Annotated in this window: 21 protein-coding genes and 2 pseudogenes; 8 read left to right on the plus strand and 15 right to left on the minus strand. The window is 65.8% G+C overall.

What is annotated here, in order from left to right; all coding sequences use genetic code 11:
* Window positions 1-51 precede the first annotated feature (51 nt).
* From ACN5W5_RS09720 to ACN5W5_RS09735, 4 genes are all read right to left on the minus strand, one after another.
* On the minus strand, window positions 52-1,146 hold the full coding sequence (locus ACN5W5_RS09720) for a PA0069 family radical SAM protein (RefSeq protein WP_420048341.1): 1,095 nt from the start codon (window positions 1,144-1,146) through the stop codon (window positions 52-54).
* Window positions 1,147-1,220: 74 nt separating this feature from the next.
* Entirely contained in the window at window positions 1,221-1,859 is a 639-nt protein-coding gene (locus tag ACN5W5_RS09725; protein WP_177136305.1) for a response regulator, read from the minus strand.
* The gene (locus ACN5W5_RS09730; RefSeq protein ID WP_420048342.1) at window positions 1,856-2,962 is read right to left on the minus strand and encodes an ATP-binding protein; all 1,107 of its coding nucleotides are present in this window, start codon (window positions 2,960-2,962) and stop codon (window positions 1,856-1,858) included. Before ACN5W5_RS09730 ends, ACN5W5_RS09725 begins: the two co-directional genes overlap by 4 nt.
* 73 nt (window positions 2,963-3,035) lie before the next feature.
* Window positions 3,036-4,112, minus strand: coding sequence for a hypothetical protein (locus ACN5W5_RS09735; RefSeq protein ID WP_420048343.1), 1,077 nt, complete (start codon window positions 4,110-4,112; stop codon window positions 3,036-3,038).
* Between the two features lie 355 nt (window positions 4,113-4,467).
* Here ACN5W5_RS09735 and ACN5W5_RS09740 point away from each other — a divergent pair, with 355 nt between their 5' ends.
* Both ACN5W5_RS09740 and ACN5W5_RS09745 read left to right on the plus strand, forming a co-directional pair.
* Window positions 4,468-5,436, plus strand: a complete 969-nt coding sequence (locus tag ACN5W5_RS09740) for an ABC transporter ATP-binding protein (protein WP_420048344.1) — start codon at window positions 4,468-4,470, stop codon at window positions 5,434-5,436.
* A complete protein-coding gene (locus ACN5W5_RS09745) occupies window positions 5,433-6,200 on the plus strand; it encodes an ABC transporter permease (protein ID WP_370692111.1) in 768 nt (255 codons plus the stop codon). The genes ACN5W5_RS09740 and ACN5W5_RS09745 overlap by 4 nt, the downstream gene beginning before the upstream one ends.
* 10 nt (window positions 6,201-6,210) lie before the next feature.
* On the opposite strand, the gene ACN5W5_RS09750 is transcribed toward ACN5W5_RS09745, so the two are convergent.
* Window positions 6,211-7,173, minus strand: a complete 963-nt coding sequence (locus tag ACN5W5_RS09750; RefSeq protein WP_420048345.1) for a LysR family transcriptional regulator — start codon at window positions 7,171-7,173, stop codon at window positions 6,211-6,213.
* 100 nt (window positions 7,174-7,273) lie between these two features.
* Between ACN5W5_RS09750 and ACN5W5_RS09755 the strand changes: the two genes are divergently transcribed.
* Window positions 7,274-8,512 carry an MFS transporter gene (locus ACN5W5_RS09755; protein ID WP_420048346.1) on the plus strand — a complete coding sequence of 413 codons (1,239 nt, stop codon included), beginning with the start codon at window positions 7,274-7,276 and terminating at the stop codon, window positions 8,510-8,512.
* Between the two features lie 10 nt (window positions 8,513-8,522).
* On the opposite strand, the gene rsgA is transcribed toward ACN5W5_RS09755, so the two are convergent.
* The 4 genes from rsgA to ACN5W5_RS09775 form a co-directional block, all read right to left on the minus strand.
* The gene (rsgA, locus tag ACN5W5_RS09760; protein WP_420048347.1) at window positions 8,523-9,593 is read right to left on the minus strand and encodes a ribosome small subunit-dependent GTPase A; all 1,071 of its coding nucleotides are present in this window, start codon (window positions 9,591-9,593) and stop codon (window positions 8,523-8,525) included.
* Window positions 9,594-9,705: 112 nt separating this feature from the next.
* The gene (locus tag ACN5W5_RS09765) at window positions 9,706-11,292 is read right to left on the minus strand and encodes an alkaline phosphatase D family protein (protein ID WP_420048348.1); all 1,587 of its coding nucleotides are present in this window, start codon (window positions 11,290-11,292) and stop codon (window positions 9,706-9,708) included.
* Window positions 11,293-11,404: 112 nt separating this feature from the next.
* Entirely contained in the window at window positions 11,405-11,752 is a 348-nt protein-coding gene (locus ACN5W5_RS09770; RefSeq protein ID WP_420048349.1) for a single-stranded DNA-binding protein, read from the minus strand.
* On the minus strand, window positions 11,749-12,228 hold the full coding sequence (locus ACN5W5_RS09775) for a hypothetical protein (protein ID WP_420048350.1): 480 nt from the start codon (window positions 12,226-12,228) through the stop codon (window positions 11,749-11,751). The genes ACN5W5_RS09770 and ACN5W5_RS09775 overlap by 4 nt, the downstream gene beginning before the upstream one ends.
* Window positions 12,229-12,287: 59 nt before the next feature.
* Between ACN5W5_RS09775 and ACN5W5_RS09780 the strand changes: the two genes are divergently transcribed.
* Window positions 12,288-12,935 (plus strand): glutathione S-transferase, encoded by a 648-nt coding sequence (locus ACN5W5_RS09780; RefSeq protein ID WP_420048351.1) that lies wholly within the window; start codon window positions 12,288-12,290, stop codon window positions 12,933-12,935.
* A 257-nt stretch (window positions 12,936-13,192) separates the two neighbouring features.
* Here ACN5W5_RS09780 and ACN5W5_RS09785 read toward each other — a convergent pair.
* Window positions 13,193-13,282 (minus strand): annotated as a pseudogene (locus ACN5W5_RS09785) (phage integrase N-terminal SAM-like domain-containing protein); the annotation flags it as partial.
* A 307-nt stretch (window positions 13,283-13,589) separates the two neighbouring features.
* Between ACN5W5_RS09785 and ACN5W5_RS09790 the strand changes: the two are divergent.
* A complete protein-coding gene (locus ACN5W5_RS09790) occupies window positions 13,590-14,174 on the plus strand; it encodes a GNAT family N-acetyltransferase (protein ID WP_420048352.1) in 585 nt (194 codons plus the stop codon).
* A gap of 757 nt (window positions 14,175-14,931) precedes the next feature.
* Here the strand turns inward: ACN5W5_RS09790 and ACN5W5_RS09795 are convergent.
* On the minus strand, window positions 14,932-15,885 hold the full coding sequence (locus tag ACN5W5_RS09795; protein WP_420048353.1) for a LysR family transcriptional regulator: 954 nt from the start codon (window positions 15,883-15,885) through the stop codon (window positions 14,932-14,934).
* 122 nt (window positions 15,886-16,007) lie between these two features.
* Between ACN5W5_RS09795 and ACN5W5_RS09800 the strand changes: the two genes are divergently transcribed.
* The 3 genes from ACN5W5_RS09800 (at window position 16,008) to ACN5W5_RS09810 (ending at window position 17,732) form a co-directional block, all read left to right on the plus strand.
* Window positions 16,008-16,556: a carboxymuconolactone decarboxylase family protein gene (locus tag ACN5W5_RS09800; protein ID WP_420048354.1), complete on the plus strand. Its 549-nt coding sequence runs from the start codon at window positions 16,008-16,010 to the stop codon at window positions 16,554-16,556.
* An 85-nt stretch (window positions 16,557-16,641) separates the two neighbouring features.
* Complete coding sequence (locus ACN5W5_RS09805) at window positions 16,642-17,106, plus strand: DUF1348 family protein (protein WP_420048355.1); 465 nt, start codon at window positions 16,642-16,644, stop codon at window positions 17,104-17,106.
* A gap of 2 nt (window positions 17,107-17,108) precedes the next feature.
* Window positions 17,109-17,732, plus strand: a complete 624-nt coding sequence (locus ACN5W5_RS09810) for a pyridoxamine 5'-phosphate oxidase family protein (protein WP_420048356.1) — start codon at window positions 17,109-17,111, stop codon at window positions 17,730-17,732.
* Window positions 17,733-18,283: 551 nt separating this feature from the next.
* Here the strand turns inward: ACN5W5_RS09810 and ACN5W5_RS09815 are convergent.
* From ACN5W5_RS09815 to ACN5W5_RS09830, 4 genes and pseudogenes are all read right to left on the minus strand, one after another.
* On the minus strand, window positions 18,284-19,051 hold the full coding sequence (locus tag ACN5W5_RS09815; RefSeq protein WP_420048357.1) for a VOC family protein: 768 nt from the start codon (window positions 19,049-19,051) through the stop codon (window positions 18,284-18,286).
* A gap of 1 nt (window position 19,052) precedes the next feature.
* Window positions 19,053-19,442: a DUF1428 domain-containing protein gene (locus tag ACN5W5_RS09820; protein ID WP_420048734.1), complete on the minus strand. Its 390-nt coding sequence runs from the start codon at window positions 19,440-19,442 to the stop codon at window positions 19,053-19,055.
* Window positions 19,434-19,793: pseudogene (locus tag ACN5W5_RS09825) on the minus strand (DUF1428 domain-containing protein); the annotation flags it as partial. The gene ACN5W5_RS09820 and the pseudogene ACN5W5_RS09825, both read right to left, overlap by 9 nt.
* Before the next feature lie 252 nt (window positions 19,794-20,045).
* Window positions 20,046-20,384: a hypothetical protein gene (locus tag ACN5W5_RS09830; protein ID WP_420048358.1), complete on the minus strand. Its 339-nt coding sequence runs from the start codon at window positions 20,382-20,384 to the stop codon at window positions 20,046-20,048.
* Window positions 20,385-20,426 lie beyond the last annotated feature (42 nt).

The following is a 20,426-nucleotide window of genomic DNA, read 5'->3' on the forward strand; positions in this document are numbered from 1 at the left end:
GCCGGCCCGGCGGTGCCCTGGGTGGCACCCCCCGACCGCGCGGAAAACGGTTCAGAACAGATCGCCCTGCCCGCGCAGCGCTGCGGGCCGGAACTGCGTGGCGTCCAGCGGCTCGCGATCGCGGTTGAAGCCGAGCCGGTCACACGTTTTCACGAAGCGCTGGCGCAGCAGGTCGGCCCAGATGCCCTGGCCCTTCATGCGGGTGGCGAAATCGGCGTCGTAGTCCTTGCCGCCGCGCATGTCCTGGATGCGCGCCATCACGCGCGCGGCGCGGTCCGGGTAGTGCTGCTCCAGCCACAGGCGAAACATGTCGCTGAGTTCCCAGGGCAGGCGCAGCACCTGGTAGAACGCGCGCCGCGCACCGGCCTCATAAGCCGCTTCCAGCACCCGCTCCATGTCGTCGTTGATGAACGGAATCTGCGGCGACACGCTCACGCCCGTGGGCACACCCGCCTCGGCCAGCGTGCGGATGGTGCGCAGCCGCCGGTGCGGCGCAGCGGCGCGCGGCTCCAGGATGCGCGCGAGCTGCGCATCCAGCGTGGTGATGGTCACGTACACCGCGGCCAGGCGCTGCGTGCCCATGGGCGCGAGCAGGTCGATGTCGCGCTCCACGCCGCTGCCCTTGGTCACCATCGCCAGCGGGTGGTGCGCGGTGTGCAGCAGCTCCAGCACGGCGCGCGTCAGCCGCAGTTCACGCTCCACCGGCTGGTAGGCATCGGTCACGGTACCGATGGCCAACAGGTCGGGCGCGTAGGCCGGGCGCAGCAGCTCGCTGCGCAACACGGCGGCGATGTTGCGCTTGGCGATGATCTTCGTTTCAAAATCCAGCCCAGGCGAGAGGTTGAGGTAGCTGTGCGTGGGCCGGGCGTAGCAGTAGATGCAGCCGTGTTCGCAGCCGCGGTACGGGTTGAGCCCGAGGGTGAAGCCGATGTCGGGTGAGTCGTTGTGGGTGATGGCGCTGCGCGCGTCTTCGAACGTGACCTGCGTGGCCGGCGCGGCGGCTTCTTCGCCCGCGGCCGTGGCTTCGGCCAGCGTGCCCCAGCCGTCGTCGAACGCGGCGCGCTGGTCGCGCTCGAAGCGGTGCGGCTGGCGGTGGGCCACACCACGGCCTTTGATGGCCTGCACGGGAATGTGGACGGTGGTCATGCTTCAATACTGTACAAAATACCAGTATAGATTCACGCCCCCGCCGGGCACAAGGCCGCTGGTCAGAAGAGGTCTTAGCCCGAGCCCACCAGGCCCACGCGCACCGCAAACCGCGTGAGCCCGGCGATGTCGTGGATGTCCAGGCGCTGCATCAGCTGGGTGCGGTGGATGTCGATGGTCTTGGGCGATACCTTCAGCTGTCGGGCGATGCCCTTGGAGGTCATGCCTTCGGCGATCAGGCGCAGCACGTCGGATTGCCGCGCGGTGAGGGCGTGCAGCGGGTCGGCCAGCCGGAGCGCGGGCAGCACCTGCTGGATCAGCAGCGAGGCGGCCGCCGGGCTCAGGTAGCTCTGCCCCACCCGCATGGCCTGCACCGCGAGCTTCAGCTCGGCCGGCGCCGCGTCCTTCACCATGTAGCCGTCGGCGCCCGCGCTGAGCGCACCGCGGATGTGGTCCTCGTTCAGGTGCATGGACAACACGATCACGCGGGTGTCGGGCAGGGCCGCCTTGATCTGGGCGGTGGCCACGATGCCGTTCATCACCGGCATGGCGATGTCGAGGAACACCAGGTCGGGCCGGGTCTCGATCGCCAGCGCCACGGCCGCCGCGCCGTCGCCCGCTTCGCCCACGATGTCCATGCCGGGCAGATCGCCCAGCAGCGCCGTCAGCCCGGCGCGAAACAGGGTGTGATCGTCGGCCAGCAGCACCCTCACGGCGCCACCCCGTCGGTGTGGAACACCGCGTGCACCGTGGTGCCCTGCCCGGCTTCGGAGCGCAGCTCGCAGGTCCCGTCCGCCAGGCGTGCGCGCTCCTGCATGCCGGCCAGGCCGATGTGCCCGTCGCGCAAGGCGGCCATCCGTGCCTGTCCGGGTTCGAAGCCGACGCCATCGTCGGTCACGGTGAGTTGCAGCAGCCCGGGCGCCATGGTCACCCGGATGTGCACGGCCGAGCAGGCGCTGTGCTGCATCGCGTTGCTCAGCGCTTCCTGGGCGATGCGGAAGGCCGCCGTCTCCACCGCGGGCGGGTAGCGCAACTCCGCGCCCTCGGCCTGCAGCCGCACCACCAGCGCCGGCAGCCGGCCCAGCGAAGCCACCAGGCTGCGCAGCGCGGCCATGACGCCGAAGTCGTCCAGTTCCAGCGGGCGCAGGCCCAGGCCGATCTGACGCACGCGCGAGCCGAGCTGGTCCGACATCTGCAGCACATTGGTGGCGATCCCGGCCATCGGTCCGTCGCCGGCCATCTCGGCCATGTGCGCCAGGTGCAGCCGCATCGCCGCAACCACCTGGCCAATGTCGTCGTGCAGCTCCTGCGCGATGCGCTGGCGTTCGGCTTCCTGCACCTGCAGCAGCCGCTGCGACAGCGCGCGCAGGGACATCTCGGCACCGTGGAGCCGGTGCTCGGTGCGGTGCAACGCGGTGATGTCCTTGATGAGCACCAGGCAACCCGGGCGCGCGCCGCCACCGCCCTTCAAGGGGATGTAGGAGGTCAGCAGCACCTTGCGCACACCCTCCGTGGTCTCGATCTCCACCCGCTCGTCCAGCACCGCTTCGCCCGCCTTCAGGGCCCTCGTGGTGCCCCATTCGTCGTCGCCGATCGGGCGGCCGGTGTCGGCCCACCAGCCCAGGCAGCCGGGAAAGCGGCTCACGTCGGCGTCGCGCACACCGTCCCAGATGGCGATCGCCGCCGGGTTGCGGTGCAGGGTGTGGCTCTGCACGTCGCAGACCCAGATGCCTTCCGGCAAGTGGGCCAGCACCTGGGTGAACAGCGTTTGAGGCGGGGCATGGCGCGCTCGCGCAGGCAACGGGGACGTGATCATCGGGCGATGGTGTGGACCGGAGCCGGACGCCGTCTGTGCGCCAGCGCGCCAACAGACGGCGACGGGCAGCCGTTCAAATCTCGGACAGGCCGGCCAGCAAGCGCTTGGTGCGCTGGTAGAAACCCAGTTCGTTGATGGTGACGAGCGCCCGGTTGTCGACAAACATCTGCTCGATCAGGGTCTTCTGGGTGCGCGCCTGCGCGAAGCTGCCGCGCTTGGCCGCGACCAAGCCCAGCACCGCCCAGGGGTACGGGTCGTAGCGCCCATCGGCCCAGCCGGGGGAGTAGGTCTCCAGGAACTGGTAACCGCGGTCGAAGTACGGCGCCAGTTCGCTCACGCCAAAGGCCTGCGGGAACACCTGGCAGGTAGTGCCGGGGTAGAAGCTGGTCTCGGCCAGTGGGGTGTGGTCGCCCACCGCGAAGCCGCCGCGCGCGTTGTCAAAGCCGATCTGGAGAATGCCGTTGGTGATGCCGGTGGCAAACGAGTCGTAGTACGTGGCTTCGCTCGGCTCACCGCGTTCGCGCAACATCGCAGCAAAATCGCGCAGGCCCCGGTAGACCTCGCAGTTGTCCATGAGGTAGCCAATGCTGTTGCTCTGGTTGCGTGGCGCCTGGAACACGCTGGTGTAGCCGTCGGGTTTGACCATCACCGCCAGGTTGCGGTAGGCGATGAATTTCAGCTTCGCCTTGTTCGCGTCCCACCAGATCCAGTTCTTGCTGGCGCGCAGGTACTTCACCGCGAGGGTCAGCAGGGTGGCGGCGTAAGAATCGTCCGAGTCGGAGGGCACCATGGCGTAGGCGCCGCTCGTGCTCAGGCCCGAGGTGAAATCCACATCCTCGATCGTGCCGTCGGCCCGCACCGTCTTGAGGTAGAGGTCGAGGTAGGAACGGATGTAGAGCTCGCGGTCGGCCGCATTCAACAGTTGCACGACCGGCAGCAGGCCCAGGTTGGTGAAATACCAGTTGAGCCGACCGGCCGGTGCGATTTCATAGCCACCGGCCCACGGACCGCTCGGGATGCGCAAGGCCTTGACGGTGGCCACCACGTTGATGACCGGCGGTGCCAGCGCCGCATGGGCGGGAAGGGTGAATCCCGTGAAGGTGGTGGCGATGGCCGCGGCAGAGCCCGCGAAAAACTGGCGTCGAAGCATGAGCGAACTCCTGGAGAGGAAAGTCGCGATGGGCCTGGGCCGCGCGCAAGACGGCGTGGCGGGCCATCGCAAGAGCTCCGGAGTGCCTGCTTTGGAGGGCTTCAAAGAGGACCCCGGGGGGTGCCTTTGAATCTATAGAGAGCACGCTTTTTTCCCATACGAGGGCTTCCCTATGGGCCGGGGAAAGATGCCCTATCGGGGGACGGAAAATGCCCGCTCCGGGGAGGGCACGCTCAACCCCGGCGCTGCAAGGCCGCTCCCGTACCGGTATAAAGAGCGGTTACCAGAAAACTGCCGCCACCCCACAGAGGCTCAGACCCGTGCGGCAGCCCACCCCCTACCCCGCCAGCACACCATGACCCTACCCCCTGTCGCGGTCGCCATCACCGACGCCATCGTCAGCGTTCGCGGCGTCAGCAAGACCTACGCTGGCGGCTTTCAGGCGCTGAAAAACGTCAACCTCGACATCCGCCGCGGCGAAATCTTTGCCCTGCTCGGACCCAACGGTGCCGGCAAGACCACGCTCATCAGCGTCATCTGCGGCATGGTCAACGCCAGCGAAGGCACGGTCACTGCCGACGGGCACGACACCGTGCGCGACTACCGCGCCGCCCGCGCCGCCATCGGCCTGGTGCCGCAGGAACTGCACACCGATTCCTTCGAAACCGTGTGGGCTACCGTGAGCTTCAGCCGCGGCCTGTTCGGCAAGGCGCCCAACCCCGCCTACATCGAGAAGATCCTCAAAGACCTCTCGCTCTGGGACAAGAAAGACAGCAAGATCCTCGCGCTCTCAGGCGGCATGAAGCGCCGCGTGCTGATCGCCAAGGCGCTGTCGCACGAGCCCAAAATCTTGTTTCTCGATGAGCCCAGCGCGGGTGTGGACGTGGAACTGCGGCACGACATGTGGCGCCTGGTGCGCGAGCTGCGTGAAGCGGGCACCACCATCATCCTCACCACGCACTACATCGAAGAAGCCGAAGACATGGCCGACCGCATCGGCGTGATCCGCAAGGGCGAACTCATCGTGGTGGAAGAAAAGGCCACGCTCATGCGCCAGCTCGGCCAGAAGCAGCTCGCGCTCACGCTGCAGCAGCCGCTGGCCACCGTGCCCGCCGCACTGGCGCAGTGGCCGCTCACGCTGTCGACCGACGGGCTCACGCTCACCTACAGCTTCGACGCCCAGAAAGACGACACCGGCATCGCCGAGTTGCTCGCCGCGCTGGGCACCGAAGGCATCCACTTCAAGGACCTGCGCTCCAGCGAGAGCTCGCTCGAAGACATCTTCGTCAGCCTGGTCCACGAGAACAAAGAGGTGACGGCATGAGCTTGAACATGCACGGCGTGCGCGCCATCTACCAGTTCGAAATGAACCGCGCCCTGCGCACCTGGATGCAGAGCATCATCGCGCCGGTGCTCAGCACCTCGCTGTACTTCATCGTCTTCGGCTCGGCCATCGGCTCGCGCATGGGGGACATCGGCGGCGTGAGCTACGGCGCCTACATCATCCCCGGCCTGCTCATGCTCTCGCTGCTGAGCGAGAGCATTTCCAACGCCGCCTTCGGCATCTACATGCCCAAGTGGTCCGGCACCATCTATGAGCTGCTGAGCGCGCCGGTGAACTGGGTCGAGGTGCTGCTCGGGTATGTGGGCGCGGCGGCCACCAAGAGCCTCACGCTGGGCCTGCTGATCCTGCTGACCGCGCGCCTGTTCGTGCCCTACGAGGTGGCGCACCCGGTGTGGATGGTGGGCTTTCTGATCCTCACCGCCATCACCTTCTGCCTGTTCGGTTTCATCATCGGCCTGTGGGCCGACAGCTTCCAGAAACTGCAGGTGATCCCGCTGCTCGTCATCACGCCGCTCACCTTCCTGGGCGGCGCGTTCTACAGCATCAACATGCTGCCGCCGCTGTGGCAGACCGTGTCGCTGTTCAACCCGGTGGTCTACCTCATCAGCGGCCTGCGCTGGGCCTTCTACGGCGCGGCCGACGTGCACATCGCGGTGAGCACCGGCATGACGCTGGCCTTCATGCTGGCCTGCCTGACCGTGGTGTGGTGGGTGTTCAAGACCGGGCACCGCATCCGGCGCTGAGCGCTATCAGTCAGCCTTGAATGGCCGGCGCGACGGCGTCGCGCATCAAGGCCACGAAGCGCAGCAGGCGCGACGGGTAGAAGCGTGCGTGCGGGTAGGCGATGTAGACCGGCAGCGGCGCGGCATGCCAGTCCGGCGCCACATGCACCAGCCGCCCCTGGGCGATGTCGTCGGCCAGCATCCAGGCCGAACCCACGCAGACCCCCAGCCCCAGCAAGGCGGCACTGCGCAGGGCGAACAGGTTGTCGGTGCTCATCACCGGCCGCAGCGCGATGCGCTCGTTCTGGCCGGTGACCCGGTGGGTGAGTGCGATTTCGTTGCGGTAGTAGGTGCGCAGGGACAGCCAGGGCAGAGCGGCCAGATCGCCAGGAGCCTGCGGCACCGTCGCGCTGGCCAGCACCGACGGCGCGGCCACCGCGATGCGGGGCACCTCCGAGAGCTTGATCGCCACCACCGACGGGTCGGTCGGCGCACCCACCTGGATCGCACAATCCACGCCTTCGGCGATGAAGTCGCGCACCCCGTCCTGAAGCAGCCACTCGACCGAGACGCGGGGGCACTCGCGCAGAAACCGGGCCAGCGGTTCCACAAACTTCTCCTGGCCGAAGGCGTGTGGCACGCGCACCCGCAACAAGCCCTCTGGCTCTTCCTGCGCACCGCGCAGGTCGGCCTCGAAGGCGGCCCAGCTGGCCAGCAGCTCCTTGGCGCGCTCGAAACACCGCTCGCCGTCCACCGTCAGGCGCATCGCATGCGTCGAGCGCTGCAGCAGCCGCACCCCCAGTGATTGCTCCAGGGCCTGCAGGCGGCGGCTGACCGTGGGCTGGGTGGACTGCATCCGGGCCGCCGCGGCCGAGAGGGAGCCGGCCTCCACGATGCGCACGAACGTCGCCATCAGCTGCAGGCGGTCACCCGCGCCCACCTGCGGTGCTGGCGTTGCGGTGATCGCGCGCGCGGTTGTGGGTCTTTTGGTCATGCGTTCATCGTATGTCAGATGTTCAACCTTTGCACCTTCACACCGTGCATCAAAGCCTTGAAACTCGATCCACACCAACAAAATTCACCACCCATTGACCATGAAATCCATACACGAATCGAATGGGAACTTCGCCGCCGCCCCACTGGAAGAAGCGGGCGCCTGCGCCGTGCACCTGCCAACACCCCTGGTGCTGCTGCTGGCCAGCGGCGCCGGTCTGGCGGTGGCGTCGATCTACTACAGCCAGCCCATGCTGGGCGAACTGGCCGCGGGCATGGGCGCCTCGACCAGCACCGTGGGCCTGGTGCCCACGCTCACACAGCTGGGCTACGCGCTGGGCATCCTGCTGCTGGCGCCGCTGGGTGACCGCTACGACCGGCGCCGCATCATCCTGCTCAAAGCCGCCGCCCTGGTCGCGGCCCTGCTCGCCGCGGCCGCCGCCCCCTCCATGGCGGTGCTGCTGGCGGCCAGCCTGGTGATCGGGCTGGTGGCCACCCTGGCCCAGGACATCGTGCCCGCCGCCGCCACGCTCGCACCCGATGCGCACCGTGGCAAGGTGGTGGGCACGGTCATGACGGGGCTGCTGCTGGGCATCCTGCTCTCGCGCGTGGTCAGCGGCTTCGTGGCCGAACAGTTCGGCTGGCGCACGATGTTCGCGCTGGCCGCCGCGAGCATCGCCGCCATCGGCGTGGCCCTCTGGCGGGCGCTGCCGCGTTTCCACCCAACCACCCAGTTGCCCTACGGCGCCCTGCTCGGCTCGCTCTGGCAGCTCTGGATGCGCCACGCGCCGCTGCGCCGGGCGGCGCTGGCGCAGGGCCTGCTCTCGGTGGGGTTCAGCGCCTTCTGGTCCACGCTGGCCGTCATGCTGCACGACGCGCCGTTCCACCTGGGCAGCGCCGCCGCCGGCGCCTTTGGCCTGGCGGGGGCGGCCGGCGCGCTGGCGGCGCCCGTAGCCGGCCGCTTGTCCGATCGCCACGGACCGGAACGCGTCACCCGCCTGGGTGCGGGCCTGGTGGTGGCGGCGTTCGCGGCCATGGCGCTGGGGCCGCTCCTGACACCGCACGCGCAGTTGCTGCTGCTGGCGGTGGGCGCCATCGGCTTTGATCTCGGCGCGCAGGCCATGCTCGTCGCCCACCAGACCATCGTCTACGGCATCGACCCCGCCGCCCGCAGCCGCCTGAACGCCGTGCTCTTCGTTGGCATGTTCATCGGCATGGCCAGCGGCGCAGCACTGGGCAGCCTGCTGCTCGCTCACGGTGGCTGGATCGCGGTCGTGCTGCTGGCCACGACCAGCGCCCTGGCGGCACTCGCCGTCCGCCTGTGGCCGCAGCGGCGCTGAGCGGTGGCGGCTAATCCCGGTCCCGCCCGCCCTTCTGCTTCTTGTAGTTGTGCAAGAAGCGGCCGAACGCGCGGTCCTTGTTGCGCCGCTCGGTGAGCGACAGCTCGTGAAACTCGGACTCCTTGCGCAGCTTCAGGTAGTTGCGCAGGTGTGCTTCGCTGACCTCGTTCCGGTCGATCGCGGCACGCACCGCACAGCCCGGTTCGCTGCCATGCGTGCAATCGGGAAAACGGCACTGGCGCGCCAGCGCGGCGATGTCGGCGAAGCTGTCTTCGATGCCTTCGCCCGCACCGAGCAGGCCCAGCTCGCGCATGCCGGGCATGTCGATCAACAGCGCGCCGTGCGCCAGCACGATCAGGTGCCGCCGCGTGGTGGTGTGGCGGCCCTCGCCGGTGTGGCTGACCTCGCGGGTTTCCAGATCGCCGTCGCCCAGCAGGCGGTTGATCAGCGTCGTCTTGCCCACGCCCGATGAACCCAGCAGGCAGTAAGTCTTGCCCGGTGTCATGAGCTCGCGCACCTGCTCGACGCCCGAGCCGGTCACGCTGCTGACGCAAACGATCCGGGCCTCCACGCCCACGCGCCGTATCTGCCCGATCAGCTGCTCCAGCGCTTCCGGGCTGATCAGGTCCGTCTTGGTCAGCAGCACCACGGGTTCGATGTGGCCGTCCCGCGTCATCACCAGGTAACGCTCCAGCCGGGGGATGTTGAAATCGAAATGGCACGACATCACGATGAACGCCGCGTCGATGTTCGCGGCGATCATCTGGAACTCCACGTCGCGGCCAGCGGCCTTGCGCCGCAGGAACGAGCGCCGCGGCAACACCGTGTGGATGCTCGCCTGGGTGCCGCCATCGCGGTAACGCACGCCCACCCAGTCGCCCACGCAGGGCAGATCGGCCGAGCTTTCGGCCAGATGCAGCAGCTTGCCCGTCAGCTCGGCGGGCACCTCGCCCGCTTCGTTGCGCACCAGGTAACGGCCCCGGTCCACCGCCGTCACCCGGGCAGCACACAGGTCCAGCGCCGCCAGTTCGCTGATGCTGGGGGCGAGCCATGCATCCATGCCCAGTTCACTGAGTTCCATGGGCAAATTTTCGCCCATGCCGTGGGAGCCTTGCTTGCGCTGGCTCAAGCATCTCCGGCCAGGCGTGGACCTTGACCCGAACGCCCGGCTCCCAGGCGCGGCAAAGCGGCGCTTATCCCCGTTGTGGCGCCAGCGTCTTGCTGAAGAGCGAAGCCCCTGCGAGGTCTTTCAGCGTCACCGTCATCGCGCGCGTCCGGGCGTCGATGTCGACCTGGCCGAAAAACTGCAGGCCATTGGTGGGCGGTGCGTTCACCTCGGTGGGCGCCTTCTGGTACACCACCTGCATGCCGAACGTGGTATCGGCCTTGTTGGGGCCGAAGCCACCCGCGTTGAGCGGGCCGGAGACAAATTCCCAGAACGGCGAGAAATCGCTGAACTGCGCCTGGGCCGGATCGAAGTAGTGGGCCGCGGTGTAGTGCACGTCGGCGGTGAGCCACACCACGTTCTTGATCCCCGCCCGCTTGATCGCGCGCAGCAGACCGGCCAACTCCAGCTCCCGGCCTTTGGGTGCGCCGTTTTCGCCGTTGGCAATGGCTTCCCATTTTTCCTTGCCGTCGGCCACATGCAGGCTGAGTGGCATGTCGGCGGCGATCACTTTCCAGACCGCTTTTGAGCGTTTGAGTCCGTCCAGCAGCCAGTCCAGCTGGGGCTTGCCCATGAACACGGTGTCGGCGCTTTCGCTGGTCTGCATGTTCGCGGTGTTGGGGCCACGGTAGCTGCGCATGTCCACCACGAACAGATCGAGCAGCGGGCCCTGCGGCAGGTGGCGGTACACGCGCTCGGACTCCACATCGGCCGTGCGGCGCATCGGTGCGAACTCGTTGAAGGCCTTGGTGGCCCGCGCCACCAGCAGCGGGACGTTCTTCTCGGTGTAGCGCTTGTCGTCGCTCAGGTCCTTGGAATCCGAGTAGTTGTTGCACACCTCGTGGTCATCCCACTGCCAGATCTGGGGCACATCGGCGGCCATGCGGCGCACGTTGGCGTCCATCAGGTTGTAGCGGTAGCGGCCACGGAACTCGTTCAGCGTCTCGGCGACCTTGCTCACCTCTTCGGTGACCACGTTGTTCCACAGGCTGCCATCGGCCAGCTTCACCTGTGCGCTGATCGGGCCGTCGGCGTAGATGGTGTCACCGCAGTGCAGGAAGAAGTCCGGGTTGGTCTTGCGCATCTGCTCGTAGATCTTCATGCCGCCCCAAGCCTCGTTGATGCCCCAGCCCTGCCCGGCCGTGTCACCGCTCCAGACGAAGCGCACGTCGCGCGTGGCCCGTCCATGGGTGGCCGCCGGTGGCAGGCGCAGATGGCCTTGCAGGGGTTCCGAGAGCACGCGCTCGTTGTGCAGGTCCTGCAGCACCACGCGGTAAAAGATGGCCTGACCGGCGGGCAGCCGGGTGAGGTCGACGCGGCCGGTGAAGTCGGAGTCCTCCAGCATGTGCTGGCCGCGCACGCGGGTGGCATTGGCAAAGCTGGCGGTGGTGGCCCACTCCAGCCACAGGCGTGCCGGGCGGTCGCTGCGCGTCCAGATCACCGCGCCATCGGCCTTCGGGTCACCACTCTGGATGCCATGGGCCATTTGCGGGCGCACGCCATCGCGCGTGATGATGGCGGGTGCGGCGGCGCCCTGCGCCCAGACACGCGACACTGGTGCCACCGCGGCACCCCCGAGAAGGGCCCCTTGGGCCATGAAAAGACGACGATCCATCGAAACACTCCAAAGACAATTGCAACAGCGCTGCAGTTTTCAGGGTTTCGATGTCAGGCGTATGAAGCTGGCGTGTCAGTTCGCCAGGCGTGTAGCCGCACCAGCGGCCGGACTACCGCGAATCGGACTCCGGCCCGCCACCCAGCGCCGCCTGCTTGCGGCTCACGTGGTAGGCCGTCATCACCTGCGCGGCGATCAAATCCAGGCTTGGGCGGGCAATGCCCTGCTTGTCGGTCCACACCTTGGGCGTCAGCGCGCCCGACAGCGTGAGCGCCTCGCCATCGGCCAGGGCCAGCAGCGCGGCGCAGGGCGCCTCGTCGAACGCGATCACGTTGACGATGAACTCCTCGTCCATCTTGTTGCGCGCCAGCACGCGCGCCACGATGTAGGTGCGGCCCGCCTTGTCCACGCGGCGGGAGGCGTCGCCCATCAGGCGGCCGGCAATGAGTCCGTCGATCATGTGCGCGGCTTTTCAAAACCCGAGACCACCCAGGCCTCGGCACTGGCCGTGTTGAGCCTGAAGTTCGGCGGCGCGGACACCAGGGCCAGCTCTTCGTCAAACTCGTTGAGTGCGCGCAGCGTGGCGGTGGCGCCCTCTTCGTCGGGCACGATGGCCAGCTCCACGCGGATGCGCTGGCCGCCCACCGTGATGCTCACGTTCTTGTTCAGCTCGGCATGGCGCTGTTGCTCCGAGCGGCGGATCACTTCCTTGGCCGTCTTCACCAGCGTGTTGAACGCACTGGTGTCCAGCGGCTTGGGGTCCTTCTTGTTGCGCCCCATGGTCCAGGGGCCGACCAGCGCGGGCTCAACCTGGCCGTCCAGGAACATGGCCACCGCCCAGCCATCGTCGTCTTCGTTCTTGATCACGCGCGCGGTCCAGTGCTCGTCGCTCCACACGCGGTCTTCGTGGATCGGGTCTTGAATGTCTTGGGTCATGGTGGGGATGGTAAACGGCGGCGCCCGCGGCGCGGAGGTTTGCGATGTAATGCCAAGCCATGACCGCCGCACCCGCCCCGCTGCTCTACACCTACCGGCGCTGCCCCTACGCCATGCGCGCACGGATGGCCATGTTGCAGGCGGGCGCGGCGTTTGATGCGTTCGAGATCGTGTTGCGCGACAAGCCCGCCGAAATGCTGGCCCTCTCCCCCAAGGGCACGGTGCCCGTGCTGCGGCTGCCAGACGGGCAGGTGCTGGAACAGAGCCTGGACATCATGCGCTGGGCCTTTGTGGAAACCGGTGACGTCGAGGGCTGGTGGGCGCGTGCGCAAAGTCCGGTGAACCTCGATCTGCTGGCCATCTGCGATGGCGGATTCAAACACCACCTGGACCGGTACAAATACCCCGAGCGTTTCGATGGTGTGGATTCCAGAGCGCGCCACCGCGAGCAGGCGGTGGACATGCTGTTGAAGCCGCTGGACGCGCAGTTGCAAAGCACCGGCCAGCTCGGCGGCCCTGCCCCGTGCGCCACCGACATCGCCATCTTTCCGTTCGTGCGGCAGTTCGCTGCGGTGGAGCCGGGGTGGCTTGAGGGGCAGCCTTTGCCGGCGCTGAAGGCTTGGCTGAGCGATTGGCTGGCGCGCCCCCTGTTCCAGGCGGCGATGCCCAAACTGACCAACGGGCGCGCGCTGCCGTTTCCCCTATGAATTGCGTGGCGGTCGAAATCGAGATCCTTCACCCTCAGCGAAAGGCCTTCGGTCAAACGCAAACCCGTGCCATACAGCAAGCGAGCCAGCAAACCCTCGTCGGCCGTCATCAGGCACAACACCCGTTGGACTTCTTCTTGGGTCAACACCACCGGAATGCGCTTGCGCTCTGCAGGGCGGCCTATTTGCTGCATCCATGGCAATTCCATACCCAGGACCTGCCGATACATGAAAAGGATGGCATTGAGCGCTTGCCTGTGTGTCGCGGGTGAAACCTGTCGCTCGTTGGCGAGCATGGTGAGAAAGGCCTCCACCTCGCCAACACCCATGTCGCGTGGATGCCGCATGCCACCCTGACTGCCGGACCAAAGCAAAAAAAACGCGTCCAGTGCACATAAGCTCTCTCAGTCTGCCAGCTATCGTGCAAATACCTGATTCGTTCGCGAACCTGATCCAGCAAACGTTTGGACTGCAGAGGGGCGGCAACACCCTCACGAACTTTGTCAGATCTGCTATACCTGTCCATGCATCCGGTATGCCGATGTAACCTCATGAATGCAAACACAATTTTCAGACTGAGGTGCCATGTCATCTCGTGGCTACTGTGGGTATCTGGTGAAACACGAACTACATCAAAGTTAGGCGTCTGACCCCATGACCTTAGACATTCAACCGTTGAATGAAGATCGCTGGCCCGATCTGGAGACGATCTTCCATGCAAAGGGATGCTCAATCGCCCGTGGTTGTTGGTGCATGTATTACCGGCGCAGCGGCAAGGCGCCTACATTGCAGCCAGATGAAAGCCAGAGTAGCCGAAATCGCGCAGATTTGTATGCACTCGCTTCAGGCGATGTTCCCCCAGGGCTGCTCGGATACAGGAATGGAGTTCCTGTTGGATGGGTATCCCTGGGGCCGAGGGAGGGCTTTTCCAAACTGGCGCGCTCTACAGTGATGAAACCTGTAGATCAATTACCGGTATGGTCCATCATCTGCTTTGTCGTACCTTCACAGTATCGTGGTCAAGGTGTCGCTAGGCAACTTTTGACTGGCGCAATTGAATATTCTAAGGCTCAAGGTGTTCAATTGCTGGAAGCCTATCCAGTCGATCTTTCTGAAACACCCGAAGCCGAGTCACTGTGGTTCGGTACGAAGACCATGTATGACCGAACTGGGTTCCAAGAGGTCGCCCGCCGAAAACCCGGCCGGCCAGTTCTTCGCTTGAAACTAGTTGATTCCTAGGCGTGCTCGCACAGCCGCCTAACCATTCGCTCAACCGGACATTTTTCGGCATAGGGAAATTGGACTTCATTTCATTCTCGCCCAATTTCCCTATGCCGAAAAATGCCGGTTAGCTCAAACGTTTGGCCCTCGCGGAATACGCCGCGTGCGCAGGCCACACGAGCCGCCTCCTCGGTGGCCAAGCCACTGCCGTAAACTAAACGCCAACTCGTCAACAAAGGCCACCCCATGAGAGCACTGATTGCAATGGTTGTTCTTGCATCGTCCATCGCTGGCTGCGCCGTCTACACGCCGTCGGGCTCGGTTGTCGTCGACCCCGCCGGCCGGCATGACTCTGGCGGCGGGAAGTTCTGTCCGCCTGGTCAAGCCAAAAAGGGCAACTGCTAAGCATGCAGTCATGCGCCATCCACCAGCGCCTAACTTGGCGTTGCAGGGGACGCCTCCACCAGCGCACGCTTCGGCCACGCCAAGCGCGCGCCCTTGAACTTGAGCGTTGATCGACCGCTTACTAGCTTGATCGATGGCCGCCCGTGGCCGAGATGTTGAGTTCGTCGACTCGAAGACCCGCCGATCTGTCGGCGCCTGATCGGATGACGGTTATAGGCGGGTGGCCGCGAGCCCGCGATCCCGGCCTGGAGCGGTCACCGAATTCAGAACTCTCTACCGATCAGTCGACGACATCTCAGGTCGAGCGAATCGGGTTCGGCCTGTTTCGCCCAGCTATCGAGTCCCAATTCCCATTTCAAACTTGAAATCTCTATCGGCCACGCTGCAATGGGGTGGACTGCGGTAGCGAGGTGGCCGCTGTTTCCAGAGCCTGCATGCGCTCCCGCAACCGAACCACTGCAAAGTCGATGAATGCCCGGGTCTTCATGGGAAGTCGCCCCTGCCCAGGGTAGATCAGGCTCGCAGGCACCGCTGGAGGCTCGTTGTCGCTCAGCACACGAACAAGGCGCCCATCGCTCAAGGCATCGGCGACCTGATACGACAGCACGCGCGTCAGGCCCAGACCAAGGGTCGATGCTGCAATGGCAGCGTCTGCTGTATTGACCGTCAGGCGCGTGTGGATGGCAACTTGCCGCTTCTCGCCGTCCTTGCCAACGAATGTCCAAGCGGTGGCCGAGTCCAGACCGTCGAAGCTGATGCAGCGGTGAACCGCAAGATCGTCCGGTGCCAACGGGGTGCCGAACCGAAGCAAGTAGTCGGGGCTCGCGCACACCACTCGGCGAATGGCACCGACCTGCGTCGCGACGAGGCCGCTGTCGGGCAGCGTGCCGATGCGCAGCGCCACATCGACATGTTCCTCGATCAGGTTGACGTTGCGATCGCCGAGCCGGAGTTGGATGTCGATCTCGGGATGCTGTTCGAGAAATTCGGCGGCCACCGGCACCACGTGCAAACGGCCAAACACGATCGGCGCCGCAACCACGAGCTGGCCCCTGACCTTGGCGTACGCACCGGCGGCAGTGCGTTCGGCTTCGTCAACCTGCTCGAGGATCTGCCGGCACGCGGCCAGGTAGTCACGCCCGGCATCCGTCAGCACCAGCTTGCGCGTCGAGCGTGTGATGAGGCGCGTCTTGAGGTACGCCTCCAGATCCGCCAGCTTGCGGCTCACGGTGGCCAGCGGGACGCCGAGCTTGCGCCCGGCCGCCGACAGGCTGCCGCCATCAACGATGGCGGCGAAAACGGTCATGGCTTCGAGTCGGTCCATTATTTCAATAATCGAGATAAACATTCCAAAGATGACAGTCTAGTGCTTGGCATTGGGAATATCTACAGTCTCCTTCACCGGAATGCACCGGCCCAACCCAACCAACCCCTGGAGTCAACACCATGTCCCGCATCCTCACCCCCGCCAACATCGAAGCTGCCCCTGTCGCTGCGCAAGCGCAACTCGAGGCGGTCAACCAGCAGCTTGGCGTTGTGCCGAACCTCTTCCGCCTGATCGCCAACAGCCCCTCCGCGCTGGAGGGCTACCTGGGGATGTCCGGCGCGCTCGCCAAAGGCAGTCTGCCGGCACAAACCCGCGAGCGCATCGCGCTGGCGGTGGCACAGGTCAACGGTTGCGACTATTGCCTGTCGGCCCATACCTACCTGGGCAAGAACCTGGCAAAACTGAGCGACGCCGAGATCGCCGCCAATCGCCATGGGGGCTCGCTTGACCCCAAGGCCGAAGCGGCGGTGCGCTTCGCCGTCAAGGTGGTTCGCGAACGCGGGCACGTGTCCGACGCCGATGTGCAGGCCGTGCGCATGGCCGACTACGACGACGCGCAGATCGTCGAAATCGTCCAGCACGTGGCGCTGAACACCTGGACCAACTACATCAACGAAGTCGCAAAAACCGAGATCGACTTCCCGGCGGCGCAGGCCCTCGCCGCCTGACTATCCAAGATTCCCTCGCAGGGACGACGCTGCCACGGCGCACGTCGTCCTCAGAGACACCGAACGATCCACCAGAGGCTTGACCATGTCCCGTCCACCCTTTCCACCGTTCACGCACGAGACAGCCATCCAGAAGGTGCGCATGGCCGAGGATGCCTGGAACGGCCGTGACCCCGCGCGCGTGGCCCAGGCGTATTCGCCCGACAGCCGCTGGCGCAACCGGTCCACCTTCCTGCAGGGCCGCGCCGAGATCGAAGCCTTTCTCGAGCAGAAATGGCAGCGCGAACGCGACTACCGGCTCATCAAGGAGTTGTGGGCGTTTTCCGAGGACCGCATCGCGGTCAGGTTCGCCTACGAATGGCACGACGCGAACGGGCAGTGGTTTCGCAGCTACGGCAACGAGAACTGGGCCTTCGACGCCGAGGGCCTGATGCACACCCGTATCGCGAGCATCAACGATCTGCCGATCGCCGAGGGCGAGCGCAAGTACCACTGGCCGATCGGTCGGCGACCGGACGACCACCCCGGGCTTTCCCGGTTGGGGCTGTGATCATGGACCGCCACACAACGTACACCAGCGACGTGGCATTCACCGACGTCGTCAAGGCGATCCAGACCCGCAAAGGGTCGCGCGACGCATACGCCCGCATGGAACAAGGCGGCTCTTGGGAACGGTTGATCACCGCCGAGCTGAAGACCGAGATCGAAGCGCAGAGAAGTGTGTTCCTGGCCACTGCAAACGCGCAAGGTCAACCCTACATCCAGCACCGCGGTGGGCCGGTCGGGTTCCTGCGCGTGCTGGACAACCAGACCATCGGGTTCGCCGACTTTGCGGGCAATCGCCAGTACATCACGCAAGGCAACCTCGAACAGAACCCGAAAGCGCACCTGTTCCTCATGGACTATGCGAACCGGCGCCGCATCAAGATCTGGGGCACGGCTCGCGTGGTCGAAGGTGATGATGCACTCGTCCAGCAACTCATGCCGATGGACTATCGTGCGCGGCCCGAGCAGGTTCTGCTGTTCACGGTGACCGCGTGGGACGTGAACTGCCCACAGCACATACCGCAACGGTTCGAGGCCGCGGACGTGGAGGCCGCCATCGAATCTCGTGACCAGCGCATTGCCGCGCTGGAAGCCGAAGTCAGGCGCCTGCGCCAAGACCGGGCGACCTGAACGCCGTCGAGGACGGGCCCGATGGCAGGTGTTCGACGTACATTCGTCTCACCTGATGGGCTGTCACTTCGTCGGCAACTGGTGGTGTGGTGCATTCGCGTTTGATCGCATGTGCCAGTTGGTCACAGACGGCTACTCGCTGCCCCCTGTTCCGCGCTCGTTGGCGACTGGCATTCTCGGTCATGACCGACGCCTCCAGGTCGGGAGCACCAGTTCATCATTGGCGTGAGCAGTCGTTCCAGCGAGCCTGTCTGCCTGGCTTCGATCGTGTGACCGGTCTGGTTGGTCAAGCAGTCGTTTGAGGCCCGGCTCTGCCAATGCCAGGTGACAAAACTCGTGAACGTTCAAGCGTCAGTTTCCAATACCTGGACCCAGCCTATCGCCGTCCCTCAAGTGGGTCGCCACCGAGGCCGGCCACGCATTCATCGGCTTCAACAACTTCAGCCACGAGCCTGAAACTGGCCCGGCGCCCCCTGAAGCTCGGGCCGTGATTCGCGCAGAAACAGGCCTTCACCGCGATCAGGATCCGGCTTTGGTCCGCCTGGTCACGGCTACGCAATCCGCGGGCCGACGAGGCCGAAAACAGCGCCTTGCGGGTCGCGCGCATGGAGGGTGTATTCGCCACCGGGGATCTGGTGCGGGCCATTGAGCACCTGGCCGCCGCCCGTCTGGATCCGCTCCATCGCCGCATCGATGTCACCGACCCCGATGTAGTACATCCAGCGCGGCTCCTGGCCGGCCGGACTGCGCATCAATGCGCCCATGCGGACGCCGTTGGCGGCGAGCAGGTGGTAGTCGCCCATCGCGCCCATGGGCATCGCACCCACAACCTCCCAGCCGAAGCGCGCCTTGTAGAAACCGAGCGCCGCCGCATCGTCCTTGGCGGCGATCTCGTTCCAGCGCACATGGCGCGCATCGGCGACGCGAAACGCGGTGCTGCTCGCATCACTGGCGCCACGCATCACGTACAGCGGCACGCCGTCCGGATCGGCGAGCATGGCGATCCGCCCGACGTTCGGGATGTCCATCGCGGGCATCTGCACGCTGCCGCCTGCGGCCGTCCAGTCGGCAACCGCGGCGTCAACGTCGGGCACGCCGACATAACCGAGCCAGACCGGCTTCGCACCGGGCATCTGTTCGTTGATCTGCATCAGGCCGCCCGCCTGGCCGTCACCCGCGTCGAGGATGCGGTAGTCCATGCCCGGCTGGCCGCTGTCGCTTGCCTTCCAGCCGACGACATCGCCATAGAAGCGCTGCGCGGCGTCGGCGTCGGTGGTCAGCAATTCGTACCAGATGAAATCGCCCTTGGGGTTGCTCATGTCACTTCTCCAGCGTCACGACCGGGGTGAACCCGGCATAGATCATGCGCTTGCCGTCGAACGGCCAGTCCATGCCCTCGGGCGGCTTCATGCGATCGTCTTTCATGATCTTTTCTTGTGCGGCGTCGCAGACTTCGCGCGACGGCCATTCCATGAAAGCGAACACGATGTTCTCGCCCGGCTCGGCCTTCACGGCGCGACGAAAGTCGGTGAGCTTGCCATCGGGCACGTCGTCGCCCCAGGCTTCGACCACGCGCAGCGCACCGTAGTCCTTGAACAGCACCCACGCCTCTTCGGCCATCTGGCGGTAGTCTTCGCGCCGGCCCGCCGGCACCGGGATGACGAAGCCCTGGACGTAGCAGTCGGGGGCCGCCTCGCCTTGCTCGACGATCGGCTCGAAGCCGCCGTAGATCAGCCGCTTGCCGTCGAACGGCATCGGGTTCTTCGCCGGGTCAAAGCGCTGGTCGGTCTTGGCCAGTTCGTCCATCCGGCCCATCACCCCGTCGCGCGTGGCCTTGTCGGGCCACTCGATCCACGCGAACGCCACCGTCTCGTCGTCCTGCGCCGCCACCGCGCCCTGGAAGTCGGTGGTCTTGCCCTTGGGCACATCGGCCCCCCAGCACTCGACCACCCGCGTCGCGCCGTGATCGATGAAGGCGCTGTCAACCGCGCTGGCGTGGGCGATGAACTGCGACTGCTTCCCGGTCGGGACCGCGATCACGAAACCATCGATGTAAGACATGGGGGCTCTCCTGTGTGTTGCACGGCGGGGCCCGGCCCCGACGCGCGGTGGCGATGCCGAACGGCTGAATTTTCATCTCCTCAGCGTGCAAGTTCAAGCATTGCGGCCGTCATTGACCAGCGTCCAGTTTCTCTCGCCGTCGGGTGTCTGATCTTTGCGCCAGGACACCGACGCACACCACCCCAGACGGCAAAGCGTCTTCTGCACCGAGCCGAGGTGAACCCCGCGCTTCCTCGGCCGATGACCTGAAGCTCAATCCGCGCTGCCCAACATCGAGAGAAAAAACAGCGCGGTCTGGCGTCCCGCGCCTGCGGCCTGCTCCAGCAGCGCCGTGGCCCGCGCCAGATCGCGGGGAATCTGCGGGCCGTAGGCCGCTGCGCCCTGCAGCAGCATGTAGCCCGCGCGTTCGGCGGCTTCTGCGTTGCCTTGCGCAGCGAGCCGTTCGTAGAGCACCAGCGAGCGCTGGTACTCGCCGCCGTGGTAGGCCTGGTGGGCCGCGTCGATGCGCAAAGGTTCGGCACTCGCGAAGCTGGCGGCCGCCAGCAGAATTGCGCCGATGAGGGGGGTGTGGAGTGTGTGTGAGCGGGTCATAGGCGTTTCCTTTGAGGTGGTGATCGTTGTGGTGGTGTTTGT

Origin of the sequence: Hydrogenophaga sp. ZJX-1 (assembly GCF_048590325.1) — a bacterium.
Taxonomy (GTDB): domain Bacteria; phylum Pseudomonadota; class Gammaproteobacteria; order Burkholderiales; family Burkholderiaceae_C; genus Hydrogenophaga.